Consider the following 19,329-nt stretch of genomic DNA (forward strand, 5'->3'; position numbering starts at 1 on the left):
AAGTCTATTTCGTTATGGCTTGTAGACATTTTTTTGTTTTCTGAAGAAATACTTTACTTGCTCTAACTAGCAGAAAAGTTCGTACAAAATTATTGGAGAGTGGACAGCAGTGGTTTCATCTATCAAAAAGTTTTTAATTGGAAGGCCATTAAAATCAACTGAGTTAGGAGAACAAAAGCTTAATAAAACGAAAGCGCTAGCAATTTTGTCTTCTGACGCTCTATCATCAGTTGCTTACGGTCCAGAGCAAATTTTAATTGCATTAGCAGGTCTTGGAGCGGTAGCTTATTGGTATTCTATTCCAATAGCTGTTGGGGTATTAGTATTATTAACGGCTCTTATTTTATCTTATCGACAAATTATTTTTGCCTATCCTCATGGCGGAGGGGCATATGTTGTATCAAAAGAAAATTTAGGGATGAATCCGGGTTTAATAGCAGGAGGATCTTTATTAGTAGATTATATTTTAACTGTTGCAGTAAGTGTATCTGCAGGTACAGATGCGCTCACATCTGCTTTTCCTAGCCTACATGCACATAATGTAATCATTGCGATTATATTTGTAATACTGATTACCATTTTAAATTTAAGAGGCGTAACGGAATCAGCTTCCGTTTTAGCATATCCGGTTTATTTATTCGTTGTAGCATTATTTATATTAATTGGTGTAGGAATATATAATATTTTGACTGGTCACGTTTCGCAGGCCTTACATTCGCCAATTGGAACACCAGTTGCGGGAATTAGTTTATTTCTACTGTTAAGAGCATTTGCATCAGGTAGCTCTGCATTAACAGGTGTTGAGGCGATCTCTAATGCAATTCCAAACTTTAAGGATCCTGCACCTAACAATGCAGCAAAAACATTGCTTGCAATGGGGGCATTACTTGCCGTTTTATTTTCAGGAATTGTTTTTTTAGCTTATTATTACGGAATTACTCCAAATAAACAAGTAACAGTTGTTTCGCAAATCGCTGAACAAACATTCGGACGTAATTTTATGTACTTTTTCATACAAGGTACAACAGCTTTAATCTTAATTCTTGCAGCTAACACAGGTTATTCTGCATTTCCGTTATTAGCAGTTAATCTTGCGAAAGATAAGTTCATACCAAGAATGTTTACGATTAGAGGAGACCGTCTAGGTTATTCAAACGGTATTATTATACTTGGGATTTCTTCGATTATTTTAATTGTAGCTTTCCAAGGGAAAACAGAACACTTGATTCCCCTATATGCAGTAGGGGTATTTATTCCGTTTACGCTTTCTCAAACTGGAATGGTACTAAAATGGCTTCGTGAAAAGCCTGAAGGATGGATTTTACGATTAACGATTAATTTAATAGGAGCAGTCATCAGTTTTATCGTAATGAGTATGTTCTTTTTAACTAAGTTCGCACAAGTTTGGTCGATACTTATCTTCTTACCTGTGATTATTTTTCTATTTCATCGAATCAAGAAGCACTATGATGCAGTTGGCGATCAACTAAGTTTAAAAACTTGTGAACCACTTATTCCGATTGAGGGGAATGTAATTGTTGTCCCTGTAGCTGGCATGACTCACGTAGTAGAAAATTCATTGAACTATGCTAAGGCTCTTTCTGCAGATCAAGTTATCGCTGTATATGTTGCTTTTGACAGAGAAGAGGAAAAGATATTTGAAGAAAAGTGGAAGAAGTGGCAACCTGAAGTAAGGCTTGTTACATTACATTCTCATTATAGAAGTATTATTCAGCCTCTAACAAAGTTTATTGATACGGTGCAATATAAGGCGAGTGAATCAAATTACCGAGTTACAGTCGTTATACCACAGTTTATTCCGAAAAAAGGTTGGCATAACATTCTTCATAATCAGTCTAGTTTACTCATTCGTGCGTATTTACTCTATAAAAGAAATGTTGTTATTACGACAGTTCCATATCATTTGAAAAAGTAAGAAGATTTTGTAAGGATAGCTTCACGAAAGTGAAGCTATCCTTTTTGTGTATATGCTATGCATAATTGCATACGGGCGCAATAATTATATTGATATAATTTTATCGATTGTGAGCAAGTAGTGTTTTCTGTTGTGGTATATGGATATTTCAATCGAGGTAGTTAATTGGATTTTATTTTGGAATAAGGACATGAGGGCTTGAAAATAAAGGGAATTAAAATACTCCTTTACGGTAGATGAATAGCTGTGTTTAAATGACCTTACAGTACAAAGCTTACATGAAAACAAAACGAAATTTCATATTTACGTACATTATTTAGTTTAAAATGAATAATATTTCCATGTAATATATTCACTGTGTGAATGTGAAAATGACAATAATATAGAAATTTTATACAATATTATTCATACTAAGCGCATATGAAAAGTTATGAAATATTTTGTAACAATAAGTAAGTACTGTAGCAATAAAATTTGAGAGAGGTGGTTAGTACATGAATCACGGTGAGAACGTTCTCTATTTTTAACCATCTCAATATGTGCAAGAAAATAGAATAATAAAATGCGATAGTAATAGTTGCTAATACATAGGAGGAGTTAAAGTGAAAAAGACTTTAATTACAGGGTTATTGGTTACAGCAGTATCTACGAGTTGCTTCATTCCTGTAAACGCTTACGCTAAGGAGGGGCAATCAGAAGTGAGAGTATTAAATGTGCAAAATGTAATTGCTCCAAATACATTATCAAATTCAATTAGAATGTTAGGATCACAGTCACCACTTATCCAAGCATACGGATTAGTTATTTTGCAACAACCAGACATTAAAGTGAATGCAATGAGTAGCTTAACGAATCATCAAAAATTTGCAAAGGCGAATGTACGAGAGTGGATTGATGAATATAATCCGAAGCTAATCGACTTAAATCAAGAGATGATGAGATACAGCACTAGATTTAATAGCTATTATAGTAAGCTCTATGAACTAGCAGGAAAAGTAAATGAAGATGAACAGGCAAAAGCAGATTTTACAAATGCATATGGAAAATTACAATTGCAAGTACAAAGCATCCAAGAGAGTATGGAGCAAGATTTATTAGAGTTAAATCGATTTAAAACGGTATTAGACAAAGATAGTAATAACTTATCAATTAAAGCTGATGAAGCAATAAAAACACTGCAAGGATCAAGTGGAGATATTGTGAAATTAAGAGAAGACATAAAAAGAATTCAAGGGGAAATTCAAGCTGAACTAACTACTATTTTGAATAGACCACAAGAAATTATTAAAGGTTCTATTAATATCGGTAAACAAGTATTTACAATCACAAATCAAACTGCACAAACGAAAACAATTGATTTTGTTTCTATCGGTACTTTAAGTAATGAAATTGTAAATGCCGCAGATAGTCAAACGAGGGAAGCAGCTCTTCGTATTCAGCAAAAGCAAAAAGAGCTACTACCACTTATTCAAAAGTTATCACAAACTGAATCAGAGGCGACTCAAATTACATTCGTTGAAGATCAAGTGAGTAGCTTTACAGAATTAATTGATCGCCAAATCTCAACTTTAGAAACGCTATTAACGGATTGGAAAGTTTTAAATAATAATATGATCCAAATTCAAACAAATATGGAAGAAGGCACGTATACAGACAGTAGTTTACTCCAAAAGCATTTCAATCAACTTAAAAAAGTAAGTGATGAAATGAATAAGCAAACAAATCAATTTGAAGATTACGTTACAAACGTTGAAGTACATTAAACAGAAAAATAAGTAACGATATAGGGAGAGAAGAAAAATGACGAAAAAACCTTATAAAGTAATGGCTCTATCAGCACTTATGGCAGTATTTGCAGCAGGGAATATTATGCCGGCTCATACGTATGCAGCTGAAAGTACAGTGAAACAAGCTCCAGTTCATGCAGTAGCAAAAGCATATAATGATTATGACGAATATTCATTAGGACCAGAAGGCCTGAAAGATGCGATGGAAAGAACAGGTTCTAACGCTTTAGTAATGGATCTATATGCTTTAACAATTATTAAACAAGGGAATGTTAACTTTGGTAATGTATCGTCTGTTGATGCGGCGTTAAAAGGAAAAGTGATTCAGCACCAGGATACAGCAAGAGGAAATGCGAAGCAATGGTTAGATGTATTGAAGCCACAGCTTATTTCAACAAATCAAAATATCATTAATTACAATACGAAATTCCAAAACTATTATGATACTTTAGTTGCTGCGGTTGATGCAAAGGATAAAGCAACTCTTACGAAAGGTCTAACTAGATTATCAAGTAGTATTACTGAAAATAAAGCGCAAGTAGATCAGTTAGTAGAAGACTTAAAGAAATTCCGAAATAAAATGACGTCGGATACCCAAAATTTCAAGGGAGATGCAAATCAAATTACATCTATCTTGGCTAGTCAAGATGCTGGAATTCCGCTTCTGCAAAATCAAATTACAACGTATAATGAAGCAATTAGTAAATATAATGCAATTATTATCGGTTCATCTGTTGCGACAGCTTTAGGCCCAATTGCAATTATCGGTGGTGCGGTTGTAATTGCTACGGGAGCAGGAACTCCGCTAGGAATCGCATTAATTGCAGGTGGAACAGCAGCAGTAGGTGGTGGTACTGCAGGAATCGTATTAGCGAAGAAAGAGCTTGATAATGCACAGGCAGAAATTCAAAAGATAACAGGACAAGTTACAACTGCACAATTAGAAGTGGCAGGACTAACGAACATTAAAACGCAAACTGAGTATTTAACAAACACAATTGATACAGCAATTACAGCGTTGCAAAATATTTCAAACCAATGGTATACAATGGGATCGAAATATAATTCATTACTTCAAAATGTAGACTCTATTAGTCCAAACGACCTTGTTTTCATTAAGGAAGACTTGAATATAGCTAAAGATAGCTGGAAAAACATTAAAGACTACGCAGAAAAGATTTATGCTGAAGATATTAAAGTAGTAGATACGAAAAAAGCATAATAGCGATTAAACTGTTACAACATTATGTATAGATAATTGATTATCATAAAATAGAGAGCTCCTGTTCAGTAGTGAGCAGGAGTTCTTTTACCTCTAACGTTTCATATCCTCATAAAAAGAATAGGTGATAAGTATGCGTAATAATTTCTATAAAAAATGCCTTTTAACGATAATGATTACTGGAGTGGCGACGAGTAATGCGTTTCCTTTACATCCTTTCGCAGCGGAACAAAACGTAAAAACATTACAAGAAAATGCAAAAAATTATTCTCTCGGTCCAGCAGGATTCCAAGATGTAATGGCGCAAACGACATCGAGCATATTCGCAATGGATTCATATGCAAAATTAATTCAAAATCAGCAAGAGACTGATTTGAGTAAAATAAGTTCGATTAATGGTGAGTTTAAAGGAAATATGATTCAGCACCAAAGAGATGCAAAAATTAATGCGGCGTATTGGTTAAATAATATGAAGCCTCAAATTATGAAAACGGATCAAAATATTATTAATTACAATAATATTTTTCAAGCGTATTATAATGACATGCTAGCAGCGATTGATCAAAAGGATAGCGGTAAATTAAAAGCGGATTTAGAAAAGTTGTATGCGGATATTTTAAAGAATCAAAATGAGGTAGATGTACTATTAGGGAATTTGAAAGCTTTTCGCGATAGAATGGCGAAAGACACAAATAGTTTTAAAGAGGATACGAATCAATTAACCTCGATTTTGGCGAGTACGAATGCTGGGATTCCAGCTTTAGAGCAACAAATAAATACATATAATGATTCGATTAAAAAGAGTAATGATATGGTTATCGCTGGTGGTGTACTTTGCGTAGCGCTAATAACATGTCTTGCTGGCGGGCCGATGATTGCGATTGCGAAAAAAGATATCGCAAATGCAGAGCGAGAAATAGCCAGTTTAAAGAATAGAATTTCAGGAGCACAAGCAGAAGTGGCAATTTTAACAGATGTAAAAAATAAAACAACAAACATGACAGAAACAATTGATGCAGCAATTACAGCGTTGCAAAATATATCAAATCAATGGTATACAGTAGGTGCAAAATATAATAATTTACTACAAAACGTAAAAGGAATCAGTCCTGAAGAATTTACCTTTATAAAAGAAGATTTAAATACAGCGAAAGATAGCTGGAAAGATGTAAAGGATTATACAGAAAAATTACATGAAGGCGTGACGAAATAAACAGTGGACTAGTTCCGCTGTTTATTTCGTCACGCCTTCTATTTGTGGAACATAATCTGTATGTAGGAGGGAAACACCAATGATTAAAGTTTCACTGTATATACTAATTGAGGTAGAAGTTTAGGTGGATAGAATTCGGTAGTCGAAATTTCTTGCATAAAGCTGTATAATGCTTGTAACGAAAGGGAAATACAGGAAAGGATTTGTAATGAGTTACTATGGATAAGGATAAACAACAATTAAGTGTTGAAGTTGCAAGATTATATTATCAATCAGATTATAGTCAGCAAGAAATTGCTAACAAATTAAATATTTCAAGACCGACGATTTCTAGATTATTAAAGTACGCGAAAGAAAAAGGATTTGTTCAAATTAGTATAGCTGATCCATTTGCTGATTTAGATAACGTGGGGAATTTACTGAAAGAAAAGTACAACCTGTTAGAAGCGCATGTCGTATTTTCTCCAGTGCCAGAATATGCAACGATTACAGAGTATATTAGTAAATATGCTGCTGAGTACATGGAAAAGACAGTTAAAACTGGTGATATCGTTGGTGTAAGCTGGGGAATGACGATGTATGAAATCGCTAGAAAAATCGTGCCGCAACATGTAAAAGGAGTAGAGGTTGTCCAATTAAAAGGTGGCATTAGTCACTCAAGTGTAAATACATATGCGAATGAGACGATTGCTTTATTTGCGGAGGCTTTTCAAACGACACCAAGAAATTTACCGCTCCCAGTTATATTTGATAATGCGGTGACCAAAGAGTTAGTAGAGCAGGATCGACATATTCATCACATTATTGAAATGGGGAAACAAGCAAATATTGCAATTTTCACTGTTGGAACAGTGCGTGATGAAGCGTTATTATTCCGATTAGGATATTTCGATAAGGATGAAACGAACATTCTGAAAAAACAAGCTGTCGGTGACATTTGTTCACGTTTCTTTGATGGAGACGGAAATATTAGTAGCGAAGAAATTAATAAGCGTACAATTGGAATTGAGTTAGAAGAGTTAAAGTTAAAGAAGCGTTCTATTTTAGTTGCAGGTGGTAATAGAAAAGTAAAAGCAATTGATGGTGCGTTACGCGGTGGGTATGCAAATGTATTAATTATCGATCAGCATACGGCGAAGGAATTGTTACATTATCAAAAAGGTTAGAAATAGAAGGCTCTCTCAACGGTATTATTTTGAGAGGGCCTTCTATTTTAGTATGAATAAATCAAGGTGTAGTACCTTGTAAAGTATTTGTAAGGAACGCTCTTTGATTGATCTCCTTTTTCAAAAATTAGTGAGTTAGCCATAATATCTCTATCTACAAAAGTCCATCCATCTTGCTCCATCATATCGATAAAAGGTTCCATTTTTCTGCGCTTTACTAAGTAGGGGTATTGATTATCTATCGGTTCTACTTCCACCATTTTTTTATCTTGAATAACCATCTTAGACATAGCTAAAGCAAATGGAATGGGGTTTCCTTCTTGGAAAATAACATCCCTTTTATAAAAAATAAATATGGATAGTGAGGTGCATACTAGCAATGTGAATATAAAGAATTTTGACTTAAACAAGGGGTTCACATCCTTTATTTACAAGCTTATACTACTTTCAATGTATTACAAAAAATTCCCTTCTAAAAAAGAATGAACAAAATTTCAAAAGTGTATTTACATTTGTTCAACTAAGAGTTAGAATGAAGTTGTTAAAAGATATAAGGAGTGAAGATAATGAACATTGCAAAGTTAATTGACCATACAATTTTAAAACCAAATTCAACTAAAGAAGATGTTATGAAAGTAATCGAAGAAGCAAAGGAATATAAATTCGCTTCAGTTTGTATTAATCCTACATGGGTAAAGTTAGCTGCTGAAGAATTAGCTGGACATGATGTAGACGTTTGTACTGTAATCGGTTTCCCATTAGGAGCAAGCACTACTGAAACAAAAGCATTCGAAACAAAAGATGCTATCGCAAAAGGTGCAACTGAAGTTGATATGGTAATCAACGTAGGTGCTTTAAAAGATGGCGACAATGAGTTCGTTGAAAAAGATATTTATGAAGTAGTACAAGCAGCAAAAGGAAAAGCTCTTGTAAAAGTAATCATTGAAACTTGCCTATTAACAGATGAAGAAAAAGTTCGTGCTTGTGAATTATCAGTTAAAGCTGGAGCTGATTTCGTAAAAACTTCAACTGGATTCTCAACTGGCGGAGCAACTGCAGAAGATATCGCATTAATGCGTAAAACAGTTGGACCAAATGTTGGCGTGAAAGCATCTGGCGGCGTTCGTACACGTGAAGATGCAGACAAAATGGTAGAGGCTGGAGCTTCTCGCGTTGGAGCAAGTGCTAGTGTTGCAATCGTATTAAATGATGCAAAAGGTGCTACAGATAACTACTAATCACTAATGAAGTAAAAAGCAATAGATACACAAAGTGTAGTGTATCTATTGCTTTAATAATTGAAAAAAATGTAAGCGGATACGAAGGGAGAAGACGGCTTATGAAATACTTAATCGGTATTTTTGGCCTCGTATTGATTTTAGGTATCGCTTGGCTTGCTAGTAATGATAGAAAGAAAGTCAAATATCGTCCAATCATAACGATGGTTATATTACAATTCATTTTGGGGTTTTTACTATTAAATACAAGTGTAGGGAATATATTAATTAGCGGAATAGCAGATGGCTTTGGAGAGTTATTAAAATATGCCGCTGATGGTGTGAATTTCGTATTTGGTGGATTAGTAAATCAAAAAGAGTTTTCATTCTTTTTAAGTGTATTAATGCCAATCGTATTTATTTCAGCTTTAATAGGTATTTTGCAACATATTAAAGTATTACCTATTATTGTGAAATCTATCGGTCTAGCATTAAGTAAAGTAAATGGAATGGGGAAACTAGAATCATATAACGCGGTAGCTTCTGCGATTTTAGGACAATCTGAAGTGTTTATTTCAGTTAAGAAACAACTAGGATTATTGCCAGAGAAAAGAATGTATACATTATGTGCATCTGCAATGTCTACAGTATCTATGTCTATCGTTGGATCATACATGGTGTTATTAAAACCGCAATATGTTGTAACCGCTTTAGTGCTTAACTTATTCGGGGGCTTCATTATTGCTTCTATCATTAACCCGTACGAAGTTACTGAAGAAGAAGATATGTTAGAAGTACAAGAGGAAGAGAAAAAGACCTTTTTTGAAGTATTAGGGGAATATATTATAGATGGATTTAAAGTTGCGATTACAGTAGCAGCTATGTTAATTGGTTTCGTTGCTCTTATCGCATTCATTAATGCAGTATTTAAAGGTGTAATCGGTATCTCATTCCAAGAAATCCTTGGTTATGTATTTGCACCATTTGCATTTATTATGGGTGTTCCATGGCATGAAGCAGTTAATGCCGGCAATATTATGGCGACGAAACTTGTATCAAATGAATTTGTAGCTATGACAGATTTAGCACAAGGAAACTTTAATTTCTCAGCTAGAACGACAGCGATTATATCTGTATTCCTAGTGTCATTTGCAAACTTCTCTTCAATTGGAATTATTGCAGGAGCGGTGAAAAGCTTAAATGAAAAACAAGGGAATGTAGTCGCAAGGTTTGGTTTGAAATTACTTTTCGGTGCAACATTAGTAAGTTTCTTATCAGCAACAATCGTTGGCTTATTATTTTAATAGATTTATATAATATGAAAAGGAATGGTGATTGTAATGAGAATGGTAGATATTATTGCGAAAAAACGTGACGGTAAAGAATTAACGACTGAAGAAATCAAATTCTTTATTAATGGATATACAGACGGAAGTATTCCTGATTATCAAGCGAGTGCACTTGCAATGGCAATCTTCTTTAAAGATATGACAGATCGTGAACGTGCAGATTTAACAATGGCAATGGTTGAGTCTGGAGAAACTATCGACTTATCAGCAATTGAAGGCATTAAAGTAGATAAGCATTCAACTGGCGGTGTTGGTGATACAACAACATTAGTATTAGGACCATTAGTTGCTGCTTTAGATGTACCAGTAGCAAAAATGTCTGGTCGTGGTTTAGGACATACGGGCGGAACAATTGACAAATTAGAAGCAGTGGAAGGATTCCACGTTGAAATTACAAAAGAGCAATTCATTGATATTGTAAACCGTGATAAAGTGGCTGTTATCGGACAAACAGGAAACTTAACACCTGCTGATAAAAAAATCTATGCGCTTCGTGATGTAACAGGAACAGTAAACTCGATTCCTCTAATTGCAAGTTCAATTATGAGTAAAAAAATTGCAGCTGGTGCTGATGCGATCGTACTTGATGTAAAAACAGGTGCTGGTGCATTTATGAAAACAGAAGAAGATGCAAAAGAATTAGCTCATGCAATGGTACGTATCGGAAATAATGTTGGACGTCAAACGATGGCAGTTATTTCAGATATGTCACAACCACTTGGTTTTGCGATTGGTAATGCTCTTGAAGTGAAGGAAGCAATTGATACTTTAAAAGGTGAAGGTCCAGAAGATTTAACAGAATTAGTACTTGTATTAGGAAGTCAAATGGTTGTACTTGCGAAAAAAGCTAATACATTAGAAGAAGCTCGTGAAATGTTAATTGAAGTTATGAAAAACGGAAAAGCAACTGAGAAATTTAAAGAGTTCTTAAGCAATCAAGGCGGAGATAGCTCGATTGTAGACAATCCAGAAAAAATGCCACAAGCGAAGTATATAATTGATGTACCTGCAAAAACTTCAGGTGTTATTTCAAACATTGTTGCAGATGAAATCGGTATCGCAGCTATGTTACTTGGTGCAGGTCGTGCAACGAAGGAAGATGAAATTGATTTAGCTGTAGGTTTAATGTTACGTAAAAAAGTTGGCGACGCAGTAAAAGAAGGCGAGCCATTCGTAACGATTTATGCAAATCGCGAAAATGTAGAAGATGTAAAAGAAAAAATTTATGAAAACATTTCTATCTCTGAAACAGCAGTGGCTCCTAAATTAGTTCATACAGTTATTACTGATTAATCATCATTACATTTACTTTGAGGAGGAAATAATATGGATAAGAAAAAATATATTGAAGAAGCAAATAAGATGTTATCAAAAGCATATATTCCGTATTCGAAATTTCCCGTTGGTGCAGCATTAGTTACGAAAGAAGGTAAAATCTATACTGGTTGCAATATAGAAAATGCTTCTTACGGTTTATGTAACTGTGCAGAAAGAACAGCAATCTTTAAAGCGGTATCAGAAGGTGAGCGTGACTTTAGTTACTTAGTTATTACAGGAGAAACGGACGGACCGATTTCACCATGCGGTGCTTGTAGACAAGTTATTGCTGAATTTTGTGATCCGAAAATGCCAGTTTTACTAACGAATGTAAAAGGCGATGAAAAAGAAGTGACTGTAGAGCAGTTATTGCCTGGTGCCTTCTCAATTGAAGATTTAAAATAAGTTAAAAGGCCATTCCACAATTAATAGTTGTGGAATGGCCTTTTTTATTTTCAAAGAATAAAACGCAAAACTAACAATGTAATACTCTGTTCATATTCCGTTCATATACTTTGCGTAAAATGATTGCAGTGAATATGGAAAGTGACGATATTAATTGTCGTTCTACAGCAGGAGGAATATAATGAAGAAATTATATAATGCAGCATTCATTTACTTAATCATTGGTTTATTATCAGGTGTATTTGCTAGAGAGTATACAAAAGCGCAAGGAATTAAAGGATCCACTATGTTGCAATTAGTGCATACACACGTATTAGTGCTCGGCTTCGTATTCTTTTTGGTCGCTTTCGCTTTATTTAAAGTATTTCAAATGCAAGAAACAAAAAGTTTTCGTGCATGGTTTGTTGTTTATAATATAGGACTAATTTTTACTATTGCTACAATGGTATTTAGAGGTCTTCTACAAGTAAACGGAACTGACTTTAACGGTTTAAGCCATATGACTGGATTAGCTCATGTCATTATAAGTGTAGGGCTCGTTTGGTTTATGATTTTGCTTAAAAAGTCTTTTAAATAGATAGGAGTGGAGAATATGAATAATGTAGCACTTTTATCAAGTATCGTGGCAGTTTGTATGGCCGTTGGAGTAATGTTTCTTCGCTTTAAGTCAGCAAAAAAACCGGTAACGAAAAAGAAAATTATATTACCACCATTTTTTATGAGTACTGGTGCTATGATGTACTTCTTACCAGAGTTTCGGTTAACATCATTAGAGATAGTAGAAGCAATTACCGTAGGACTTATTTTCTCTATATTTCTTATTAAAACAACTAAGTTTGAAATAAGAGGCAAAGATATATATATGAAACCGTCAAAAGCGTTCATATTTATTTTAGTTGGTTTATTAGCTGTACGGGTAGCATTAAAATCATATTTAAGTCAATCGATTGATTTGACGCAATTAAGTGGGATGTTTTTCTTACTTGCCTTTGCGATGATCGTATCGTGGAGAATTGCTATGTATCGCTCGTATACTAAATTAGAAAAGACAATAAAAAGAGCTGGAATTTCTATATAGGAATTTCAGCTCTTTTTATGTTTTATTGAAATGCTTTAGTGCGGAGCTCATTTGGTAAATTTCAAACGGTCTTGGGCATGCTGTAAAGCAATAGGCGTAACGTTCTCGCCGCTAGAATCTACAATTGTTGTATTTAGTAAAATGGAATCTAAACTTCCGCGGAATTCTTTCGTATAGCTTTTTCTTAGTGTTTGTTGCTCTTGTTTTTCTGCACTATTTAATCCTAAAGTTCTTTCTATTTTTGCTAATTCATTAATACGGAATAAAATGTTTTTCATTTCTTTCACCTCGAAAAGTTTTTTATTTTAAATTAGTAACTTACTAATTTATAGTTATTTTAACCTATCTTTTATAAGGTGTCAATGCCCGTAAAAAGTCAACTCTTTATACTTTATATAAGATAGTATGGAGAAACTAAGTAGATAAGTAATACTTGAAATATGAAAATTATTTGTATACAATACCTAAGTAGGGTATATAAAGTTTTTTGTATTGACCGTATTTATACAATCACAATGAAAAGAGATAATAAAAAGGAGTATGTAATAATGGATTCAGTAATTTCAAGGAAAGAGACAATTCTTTCATATAGCATTGCAATTCTATTTATTTTAGCAATGGTTACAGCAGGTGTACTATTAGATGATCCAGAAGTAATTTTGCCGGAAATAGCTGCGATGGCAATAGCTTTATGGGCATATCGTGAGCCGGGCTGGCTAAGACAGCCAGAAAAAATCTTTATTGCGCCGTCAATAACAGCTGTTATTGGTTTTGCAGTAAATCAAATGGATATTTCCTATATAGGAAAAGTTAGCTTAATACTTATATTAATGATGTTGTTTTTACGTGTTATTCAATCCAATTTAGCACCGTCAATTGCAACTGGTTTATTACCATTAGTAACAAATGCGACTGAATGGTCATTTGTTATATCGGTCTTTATTTTGACATTCATATTGATGCTAGGTGTTCTTATATTTAAACTGAATAACGGTCTTGAGAGAAAAGTGAAGATACAATATAAATATATGGTTGTATTTTTAATACTAAATTTTGTATGGATAAGTATATGTTGGATCACTGGTTATGAACAATTAGCGGTTATTCCGCCAATACTAGTTGTTGTGTATGAATCGCTTCAAAAACCGATGTACAATGAAAAAATGGCATTTAAACAAATACTAGTATTAACTATATCGGCAACTGTTGGAACTTTATTGTACTTTGCAATCGATTCATGGATTGTAGTTACTTTATTAAATATGATATTGATGCTCATTTTGTTAAAAATCGTTGGTGTACGTATTCCAGCAGCTTATGCATTTCCCTTACTTCCACTCGTATTTCCTGATGAAATGATAAAAATGTTACCAGTAGGTTCATTCATTGCGGGGGTATTCTTATTTGGGGCAGTACTACTGTATAAAAAGTGGGAGATGAAGCAAAAGGGAATGCAAATGTAGAGGAAGCGAAGACAATTTCTAGTTAGCATAATAAATAGACACCCGCAGGTGTCTATTTTTATTAAATGAAATTTAGCTTAATTCATTTAAGTAATTAACAAGTTCTGTTGTTTTAGAAAAGAATGGTGAATGATCAGCTTCCAAAGTAATTATTTTCGTGCAAGGAGTTTCTGTATTCATTCGGCGCTGAAAATCAATTGGAATCGCTCTATCTAGAGTTGTTTCAATATAAATGCGATCTATAGTTCCGAAGTTTTCTTCAGAAATTTTTAGCTCTTGTTGAAACGGTCTTAGTGGCTGAGGGCGCATTTTTTTGAAAGAAGCTTCTTTAATCGCTTCGTCTTCTGTAGCATTTAAAAATGTTTGTTCAGTCAACTCTGGTATAAGTTCTGCAGTCATGTCATTCTCATTTATAGAGAATTGTGGACCAGCTTCACCGTCTAATTTACTACCAAGACTTTCTCCGTTTTGTGGTAAGAATGCGCAAAGATAAACTAATTTATCGATTTTATTTGGTATATATTCAGCTGTTTGTGTAATAACAATGCCGCCCATACTATGTCCAACGAGAATAACATTTTCGTTTTGTTGATTTATAATATCGGTTACTGCATCAACATAGGAATCTAACGTTACATTTTGGGAGGGAGTCATATCTTTTCCGCTTCCAGGTAAATCTAGTGTAACAACTGTGTGACCTAAAGCCTCTAATTGAGGTTTCACTAATTCCCATGCCCATTCACCTTGCCATGCTCCATGTACTAAAACGTAAGTACTCATTTAATCAACACTCCTCTAATGTTTATATGCTTTATTTTTTCGTAATATTGATGCTGTATACTTAGTGTATAGGAAGTAGTTTGATAAATATAATGAAGGTTATTTATAGATGATATAAATATCTTTTATATAAGGAGAACAGAATGAACGTTTTTGATTTTAAAGTTTTTAAATATGTGGCTCGTTTGAACAGCATAAGTTTAGCAGCCAAGGAATTACATATGACACAGCCAGCTATTACTCATATCATAAACAAATTAGAGAAACGATATGCGATAACATTATTTGATCGCTCTAGACAAGGAACGGTTTTAACTGAAAATGGAAGGGGATTTTTAGTTTGTGTAGATCGACTTCTAATTGAGTATGAAAATCTTGAAGAAACAGCTTTAAAATTGAAAAATAAAAGTTTTTATAAGATTGTACTAGCTACATATCCCTCAGTTACTGTATATTGTTTGGCGGAGTGTATCGAATTAGGTAATTTTGATCAAAATCAGTATGTACTTGCAGTTCGAGAGGGAAGTTATCAAGAAGTTTTAGATTGGTTGTCTGCTGGAAGTGCAGATTTTTCTATTTCGATAAAAGAAAATTTAATACCAGGATTTCATTATGATGTCATTGGTGAAGATCCGTATGTTATGGTTTCTTCAAAGTCTGTTCCACCTAACCTTACTATTAATGATATAAAAAATTATCCTTTTATTATGCCGCTGTCTGGTTGTAAAGAAGTACTTGAACCATATTTGATGAAAAATGAAATAGTAGTTAATAAAGTGATGGAATCAGAGACAATTAGTTCGGCATTAGCACTTGCTTTACAAGTTAATGGTATAACAATCGTTCCGTTATCAGGACTTCATAAACAAATTATTAATGACTTCATCGTACAACCGATAGAAATTAAAATCCCACGACAACTTATTATGCAATGGTCACCTAAAAAAGAAAATGATACGCTGTTTCTGGAGTTTGTTACGAATTTATTAGCTCAACTACAACAGAAGAAAAAGGAATAAAGTGATACAAAAGGTAAGCTCATTTCACTGAAGCTTACCTTTTGTATGTATTACCAATATAGAGCAGTATCATAAAGTCCGATTAAAATAAGTAGAACACCAGCCATACGCTGAATACTTTTTCCTATTTTTCGGCTCTTTTTCAGTAATGCCCCATTTAATCCAAGATAGGAGATGATGAACATTAGTACAACAATAGGCAGAGCAGTCCCTATCGAAAAGAATGTCGGAAACAAATACCCATAATTATATGAGAAAGATAAAGGGACTAACGTTCCGAAAAATAGAACGAACATAGTAGGGCAGAAAGCTAACGAAAAGAAGAACCCAAGCAAAAATGAGCTGACTTCACTTTGTTTTCGTATAAATTTGATAGGGAAGATGGTGGAGAGGGAATTTCTTCCTGTTATAATGCCTGATAATATTAGACCCATTAAAATTAATAAAGGTCCGATCAGTTTGCGTAGCCATGGGAAATATAAAGTTAATATTTGTTGAATCTCTTTTCCTAACACCCATACTAATAGTCCAAGCGTCGTAAAAGCTATTACTTTTCCTAAAATGAATAACAGTATATGTTTCCAGGCATGTCCCTTTTGTAAAGAGTGATTTCCATAAAGTGTAATAGCGCTAATGTTTCCTGTTAATTGGCATGGAGCAAGGGTACCTACTATGCCTAATAAAAACGCAAATAAAAGAGGCGCTGATTTCGTAGCATTCGCGACATCCATTAAAGGAGACATGATTTGATAACTCCATTCACTAATTGTTGAAAACACGTTATATTCACCTTTCTAACTAGCTATATTGTAATGTTCCATTTTTAGTAATCTGCTTCCACGTTTTACCGTCATCCGTAGAAAGAAATACATTTGCTTTCATTGTAGCAAATACCATTTTAGATGAATTTTGAGGGTTTTGTGAAATATACATAATTGTATCTTTAGGATCTAAAGATGGAACTTGTATGTTCGTCTCTTCGTTTGTAGCGATCGATTTCTTCGTTACTATTTGCTCATTTTGTTTATTGATAGAGGCATAAATAACATCTTCATTACTTAATGTAACTGCGGTTGATTCAAGTGATTTAGAGAATAGTTCAAATGTGTTTCCGTAATCTGTAGATAAATAAACGCCATCTTTAGCACTTACTGCGACTACACTAGATTGATTCGGGTGTACTGAAAATGCATGGATTGTACTTGATAGGCCTTTTAACTTACTATTTTTCCATTCTTGTCCGTTGTTCGTACTGAAATAAAAACCTTGTTGTAATTTAGAATTTGGACGCTCGTTATATAAATAAATCATTTCTGTATTATATCCGACAGCAAGATTATGAAAATCAGATTCTCCATAAAAAGCTAGTTTTTCAAGGGTGTTTCCGCCGTCAGAACTTTTCATTAACCCTAAAGGATTTTTTAAATTTGCACCTGGTTCAGGATGCCCACTGGCAAAGAATCCGTTCTTCGTTGCTTGAAATCCCATATAATCGTGTAGCTGTGTAGTCGTTTCAAGCCATTTGCCATTTTGAAAAACTTTTATACCGCTATGAGTGGCGATAGAAATCCCGGGCATATTTCCAGCATAGCCAATTCCATGAATGTGCTCGATTTTTCCAGATGTAATTTCTTTATAGAGGTTTGATGGAACTGCAGTTGCAGTTTGTTTATTTTTTGGCTGAGATTGAACTGTTTCTTTTTTTACTGGTTGTGTTTCTACATTGTTAGAGCATCCTGTAATTATAAATAATGAAGTAATGGCTAGTCCTACGTAATGTTTCACGTTTGTAGGCTCCTTTCCTATATGTATGAGATTTTAAGTATATGGAATAAATGTCAAGAAATTGTGGAGTGGTATGCATAATTTCGAGTGAAAAGGAATAGTGATGGAGATTTTATCCCACATATATGCGCGGTAAGAAACTCATTAATGAAAGTTTTATCTTCTATATGAACACTATCAATTGACGAAAAATTATAACAATAATAGAATGAATTGTATTGGATAATTAGTTTGAAAAGCCATACATATAACGCAAGGGGGATTATTATGAAATCAACATTTTTTGCTCAAAATAGAGAACGACTAACGAAAACATTACCAGAGGAATCTATTACTATTTTATTTGCTGGACAGGCACCTCATATGTCGGCAGACGCACATTATAAATTTGTGCCGAATCGTAATTTTTACTACTTAACAGGAATCGATGAACCTAATGTTATTTTCATGTTAAAAAAGTTTGGGAATAGTGTAGAAGAGACTCTCTTCATTGAAAAATCAGATCCAGTGCTTGAAAAGTGGGTTGGAAAAACAGTTTCTAAAGAAGATGCAGAACAAATTTCAGGTATAAAAAAAGTTGTATATATAGAAAGCTTTGAAAAGACAATGGCAAATACACTTTTCACAGAAAATGTGAAACAAGTGAATTTAGACTTGGAACTTCGTGAGTGGAACGGTACTGAGACGAAAACGTTAGCGTTTGCTAACCACGTAAGAGAAAAGTACCCGCACATAACAATTGGGAATGTATACCCAAACATTTGTGAATTACGAGTGTTTAAAACAGAGGAAGAAATTGAAATCATTAAAGAAGCTATTGCTGTTACTAAAGAGGGGATTTACAACGTACTCAAGCATGCAAAAGCAAATGTGATGGAATATGAATTAGAAGCTCATTTTGATTTTACGCTGAAATCATCTGGCATTAAACATCATGCGTTTCATACAATTTTGGCGAGCGGTAAAAATGCGACTGTACTGCATTATGAAGATAATGATGCAACAGTGGGACAAGGTGATCTAGTACTGCTCGATTTAGGTGCTCAAAAAGACTACTACAACGCTGATATTAGTTACACATTCCCAGCTAGTGGAACATTCTCTAGTCGTCAAAAACAAATATATAATATCGTGTTAAAAGCATTAAAAGAAACAACGGAACTTATTAAGCCAGGATTAAAGTTCGCTGCATTAAATGAGCATACAAAAAAAGTGCTAGCAGAAGAGTGTAAAGAAATTGGTTTAATTCAAGAAGACGAGGAATTAACTAAATATTATTATCATGGTGTCAGTCACTTCCTTGGTTTAGATACTCATGATGTAGGTACATACAAAGAGAGAGTATTAGAAGAAGGTATGGTTATTACGATAGAACCGGGCCTTTACATTGAGGAAGAGTCGATTGGTATTCGAATTGAAGATGATATTCTTGTAACAAAAGATGGGTTTGAAAACTTGTCAAAAGATATCATTAGAGAAGTTGAAGAGATTGAAGAGTTTATGAAAGAAAATAATGAACATATAAAGGAAAATCAGGCCGTAGCTAAATAATAAGAAAAAAGGTAACCACTAATGTATTTGAACTTCACCTC

Annotated in this window: 19 protein-coding genes; 14 read left to right on the plus strand and 5 right to left on the minus strand. The window is 33.9% G+C overall.

Annotated elements, in window-relative coordinates; translation table 11 throughout:
* Positions 1-109 precede the first annotated feature (109 nt).
* From FT637_RS09930 to FT637_RS09950, 5 genes are all read left to right on the plus strand, one after another.
* Entirely contained in the window at positions 110-1,936 is a 1,827-nt protein-coding gene (locus tag FT637_RS09930) for an APC family permease (RefSeq protein ID WP_193646109.1), read from the plus strand.
* 602 nt (positions 1,937-2,538) lie between these two features.
* Complete coding sequence (nheA, locus tag FT637_RS09935; RefSeq protein ID WP_193646110.1) at positions 2,539-3,699, plus strand: non-hemolytic enterotoxin NHE subunit A; 1,161 nt, start codon at positions 2,539-2,541, stop codon at positions 3,697-3,699.
* A 37-nt stretch (positions 3,700-3,736) separates the two neighbouring features.
* Positions 3,737-4,945 carry a non-hemolytic enterotoxin NHE subunit B gene (nheB, locus tag FT637_RS09940; RefSeq protein ID WP_193646111.1) on the plus strand — a complete coding sequence of 403 codons (1,209 nt, stop codon included), beginning with the start codon at positions 3,737-3,739 and terminating at the stop codon, positions 4,943-4,945.
* 133 nt (positions 4,946-5,078) lie between these two features.
* Complete coding sequence (locus FT637_RS09945) at positions 5,079-6,158, plus strand: HBL/NHE enterotoxin family protein (RefSeq protein ID WP_193646112.1); 1,080 nt, start codon at positions 5,079-5,081, stop codon at positions 6,156-6,158.
* A gap of 218 nt (positions 6,159-6,376) precedes the next feature.
* On the plus strand, positions 6,377-7,324 hold the full coding sequence (locus FT637_RS09950) for a sugar-binding transcriptional regulator (RefSeq protein WP_193646113.1): 948 nt from the start codon (positions 6,377-6,379) through the stop codon (positions 7,322-7,324).
* A gap of 47 nt (positions 7,325-7,371) precedes the next feature.
* Here FT637_RS09950 and FT637_RS09955 read toward each other — a convergent pair whose 3' ends face one another.
* Positions 7,372-7,734, minus strand: coding sequence for a hypothetical protein (locus tag FT637_RS09955; RefSeq protein ID WP_193646114.1), 363 nt, complete (start codon positions 7,732-7,734; stop codon positions 7,372-7,374).
* 156 nt (positions 7,735-7,890) lie between these two features.
* Here FT637_RS09955 and deoC point away from each other — a divergent pair, with 156 nt between their 5' ends.
* The 6 genes from deoC to FT637_RS09985 all read left to right on the plus strand — a co-directional run bounded on the left by deoC (position 7,891) and on the right by FT637_RS09985 (position 12,690).
* Positions 7,891-8,562 carry a deoxyribose-phosphate aldolase gene (gene deoC, locus FT637_RS09960; RefSeq protein WP_193646115.1) on the plus strand — a complete coding sequence of 224 codons (672 nt, stop codon included), beginning with the start codon at positions 7,891-7,893 and terminating at the stop codon, positions 8,560-8,562.
* Between the two features lie 101 nt (positions 8,563-8,663).
* A complete protein-coding gene (locus FT637_RS09965; protein WP_193646116.1) occupies positions 8,664-9,845 on the plus strand; it encodes a NupC/NupG family nucleoside CNT transporter in 1,182 nt (393 codons plus the stop codon).
* 36 nt (positions 9,846-9,881) lie between these two features.
* Positions 9,882-11,183 carry a pyrimidine-nucleoside phosphorylase gene (locus tag FT637_RS09970; protein WP_193646117.1) on the plus strand — a complete coding sequence of 434 codons (1,302 nt, stop codon included), beginning with the start codon at positions 9,882-9,884 and terminating at the stop codon, positions 11,181-11,183.
* 33 nt (positions 11,184-11,216) lie between these two features.
* A complete protein-coding gene (locus FT637_RS09975) occupies positions 11,217-11,612 on the plus strand; it encodes a cytidine deaminase (RefSeq protein ID WP_000358532.1) in 396 nt (131 codons plus the stop codon).
* 181 nt (positions 11,613-11,793) lie between these two features.
* Positions 11,794-12,189, plus strand: a complete 396-nt coding sequence (locus FT637_RS09980; protein WP_193646118.1) for a DUF2871 domain-containing protein — start codon at positions 11,794-11,796, stop codon at positions 12,187-12,189.
* 15 nt (positions 12,190-12,204) lie between these two features.
* On the plus strand, positions 12,205-12,690 hold the full coding sequence (locus tag FT637_RS09985; protein WP_193646119.1) for a CcdC family protein: 486 nt from the start codon (positions 12,205-12,207) through the stop codon (positions 12,688-12,690).
* 47 nt (positions 12,691-12,737) lie between these two features.
* Here the strand turns inward: FT637_RS09985 and FT637_RS09990 are convergent, their stop codons facing one another.
* Entirely contained in the window at positions 12,738-12,968 is a 231-nt protein-coding gene (locus tag FT637_RS09990) for a DUF896 domain-containing protein (RefSeq protein ID WP_193646120.1), read from the minus strand.
* Positions 12,969-13,238: 270 nt separating this feature from the next.
* On the opposite strand from FT637_RS09990, the gene FT637_RS09995 reads away from it, so the two are divergent.
* On the plus strand, positions 13,239-14,153 hold the full coding sequence (locus tag FT637_RS09995; protein WP_193646121.1) for an HPP family protein: 915 nt from the start codon (positions 13,239-13,241) through the stop codon (positions 14,151-14,153).
* 72 nt (positions 14,154-14,225) lie between these two features.
* On the opposite strand, the gene FT637_RS10000 is transcribed toward FT637_RS09995, so the two are convergent.
* Positions 14,226-14,933 (minus strand): alpha/beta fold hydrolase, encoded by a 708-nt coding sequence (locus FT637_RS10000; RefSeq protein WP_193646122.1) that lies wholly within the window; start codon positions 14,931-14,933, stop codon positions 14,226-14,228.
* 143 nt (positions 14,934-15,076) lie between these two features.
* On the opposite strand from FT637_RS10000, the gene FT637_RS10005 reads away from it, so the two are divergent.
* Positions 15,077-15,952 (plus strand): LysR family transcriptional regulator, encoded by an 876-nt coding sequence (locus FT637_RS10005; RefSeq protein ID WP_193646123.1) that lies wholly within the window; start codon positions 15,077-15,079, stop codon positions 15,950-15,952.
* A gap of 50 nt (positions 15,953-16,002) precedes the next feature.
* On the opposite strand, the gene FT637_RS10010 is transcribed toward FT637_RS10005, so the two are convergent.
* Positions 16,003-16,731 (minus strand): sulfite exporter TauE/SafE family protein, encoded by a 729-nt coding sequence (locus FT637_RS10010; RefSeq protein WP_319805944.1) that lies wholly within the window; start codon positions 16,729-16,731, stop codon positions 16,003-16,005.
* Positions 16,732-16,750: 19 nt separating this feature from the next.
* Positions 16,751-17,737, minus strand: coding sequence for a F510_1955 family glycosylhydrolase (locus tag FT637_RS10015; RefSeq protein ID WP_193646124.1), 987 nt, complete (start codon positions 17,735-17,737; stop codon positions 16,751-16,753).
* Between the two features lie 267 nt (positions 17,738-18,004).
* On the opposite strand from FT637_RS10015, the gene FT637_RS10020 reads away from it, so the two are divergent.
* Entirely contained in the window at positions 18,005-19,288 is a 1,284-nt protein-coding gene (locus FT637_RS10020) for an aminopeptidase P family protein (protein ID WP_193646125.1), read from the plus strand.
* The last annotated feature ends 41 nt before the right edge of the window (positions 19,289-19,329 follow it).

It is taken from the genome of Bacillus cereus, assembly GCF_015071065.1.
Lineage (GTDB): Bacteria > Bacillota > Bacilli > Bacillales > Bacillaceae_G > Bacillus_A > Bacillus_A cereus_BA.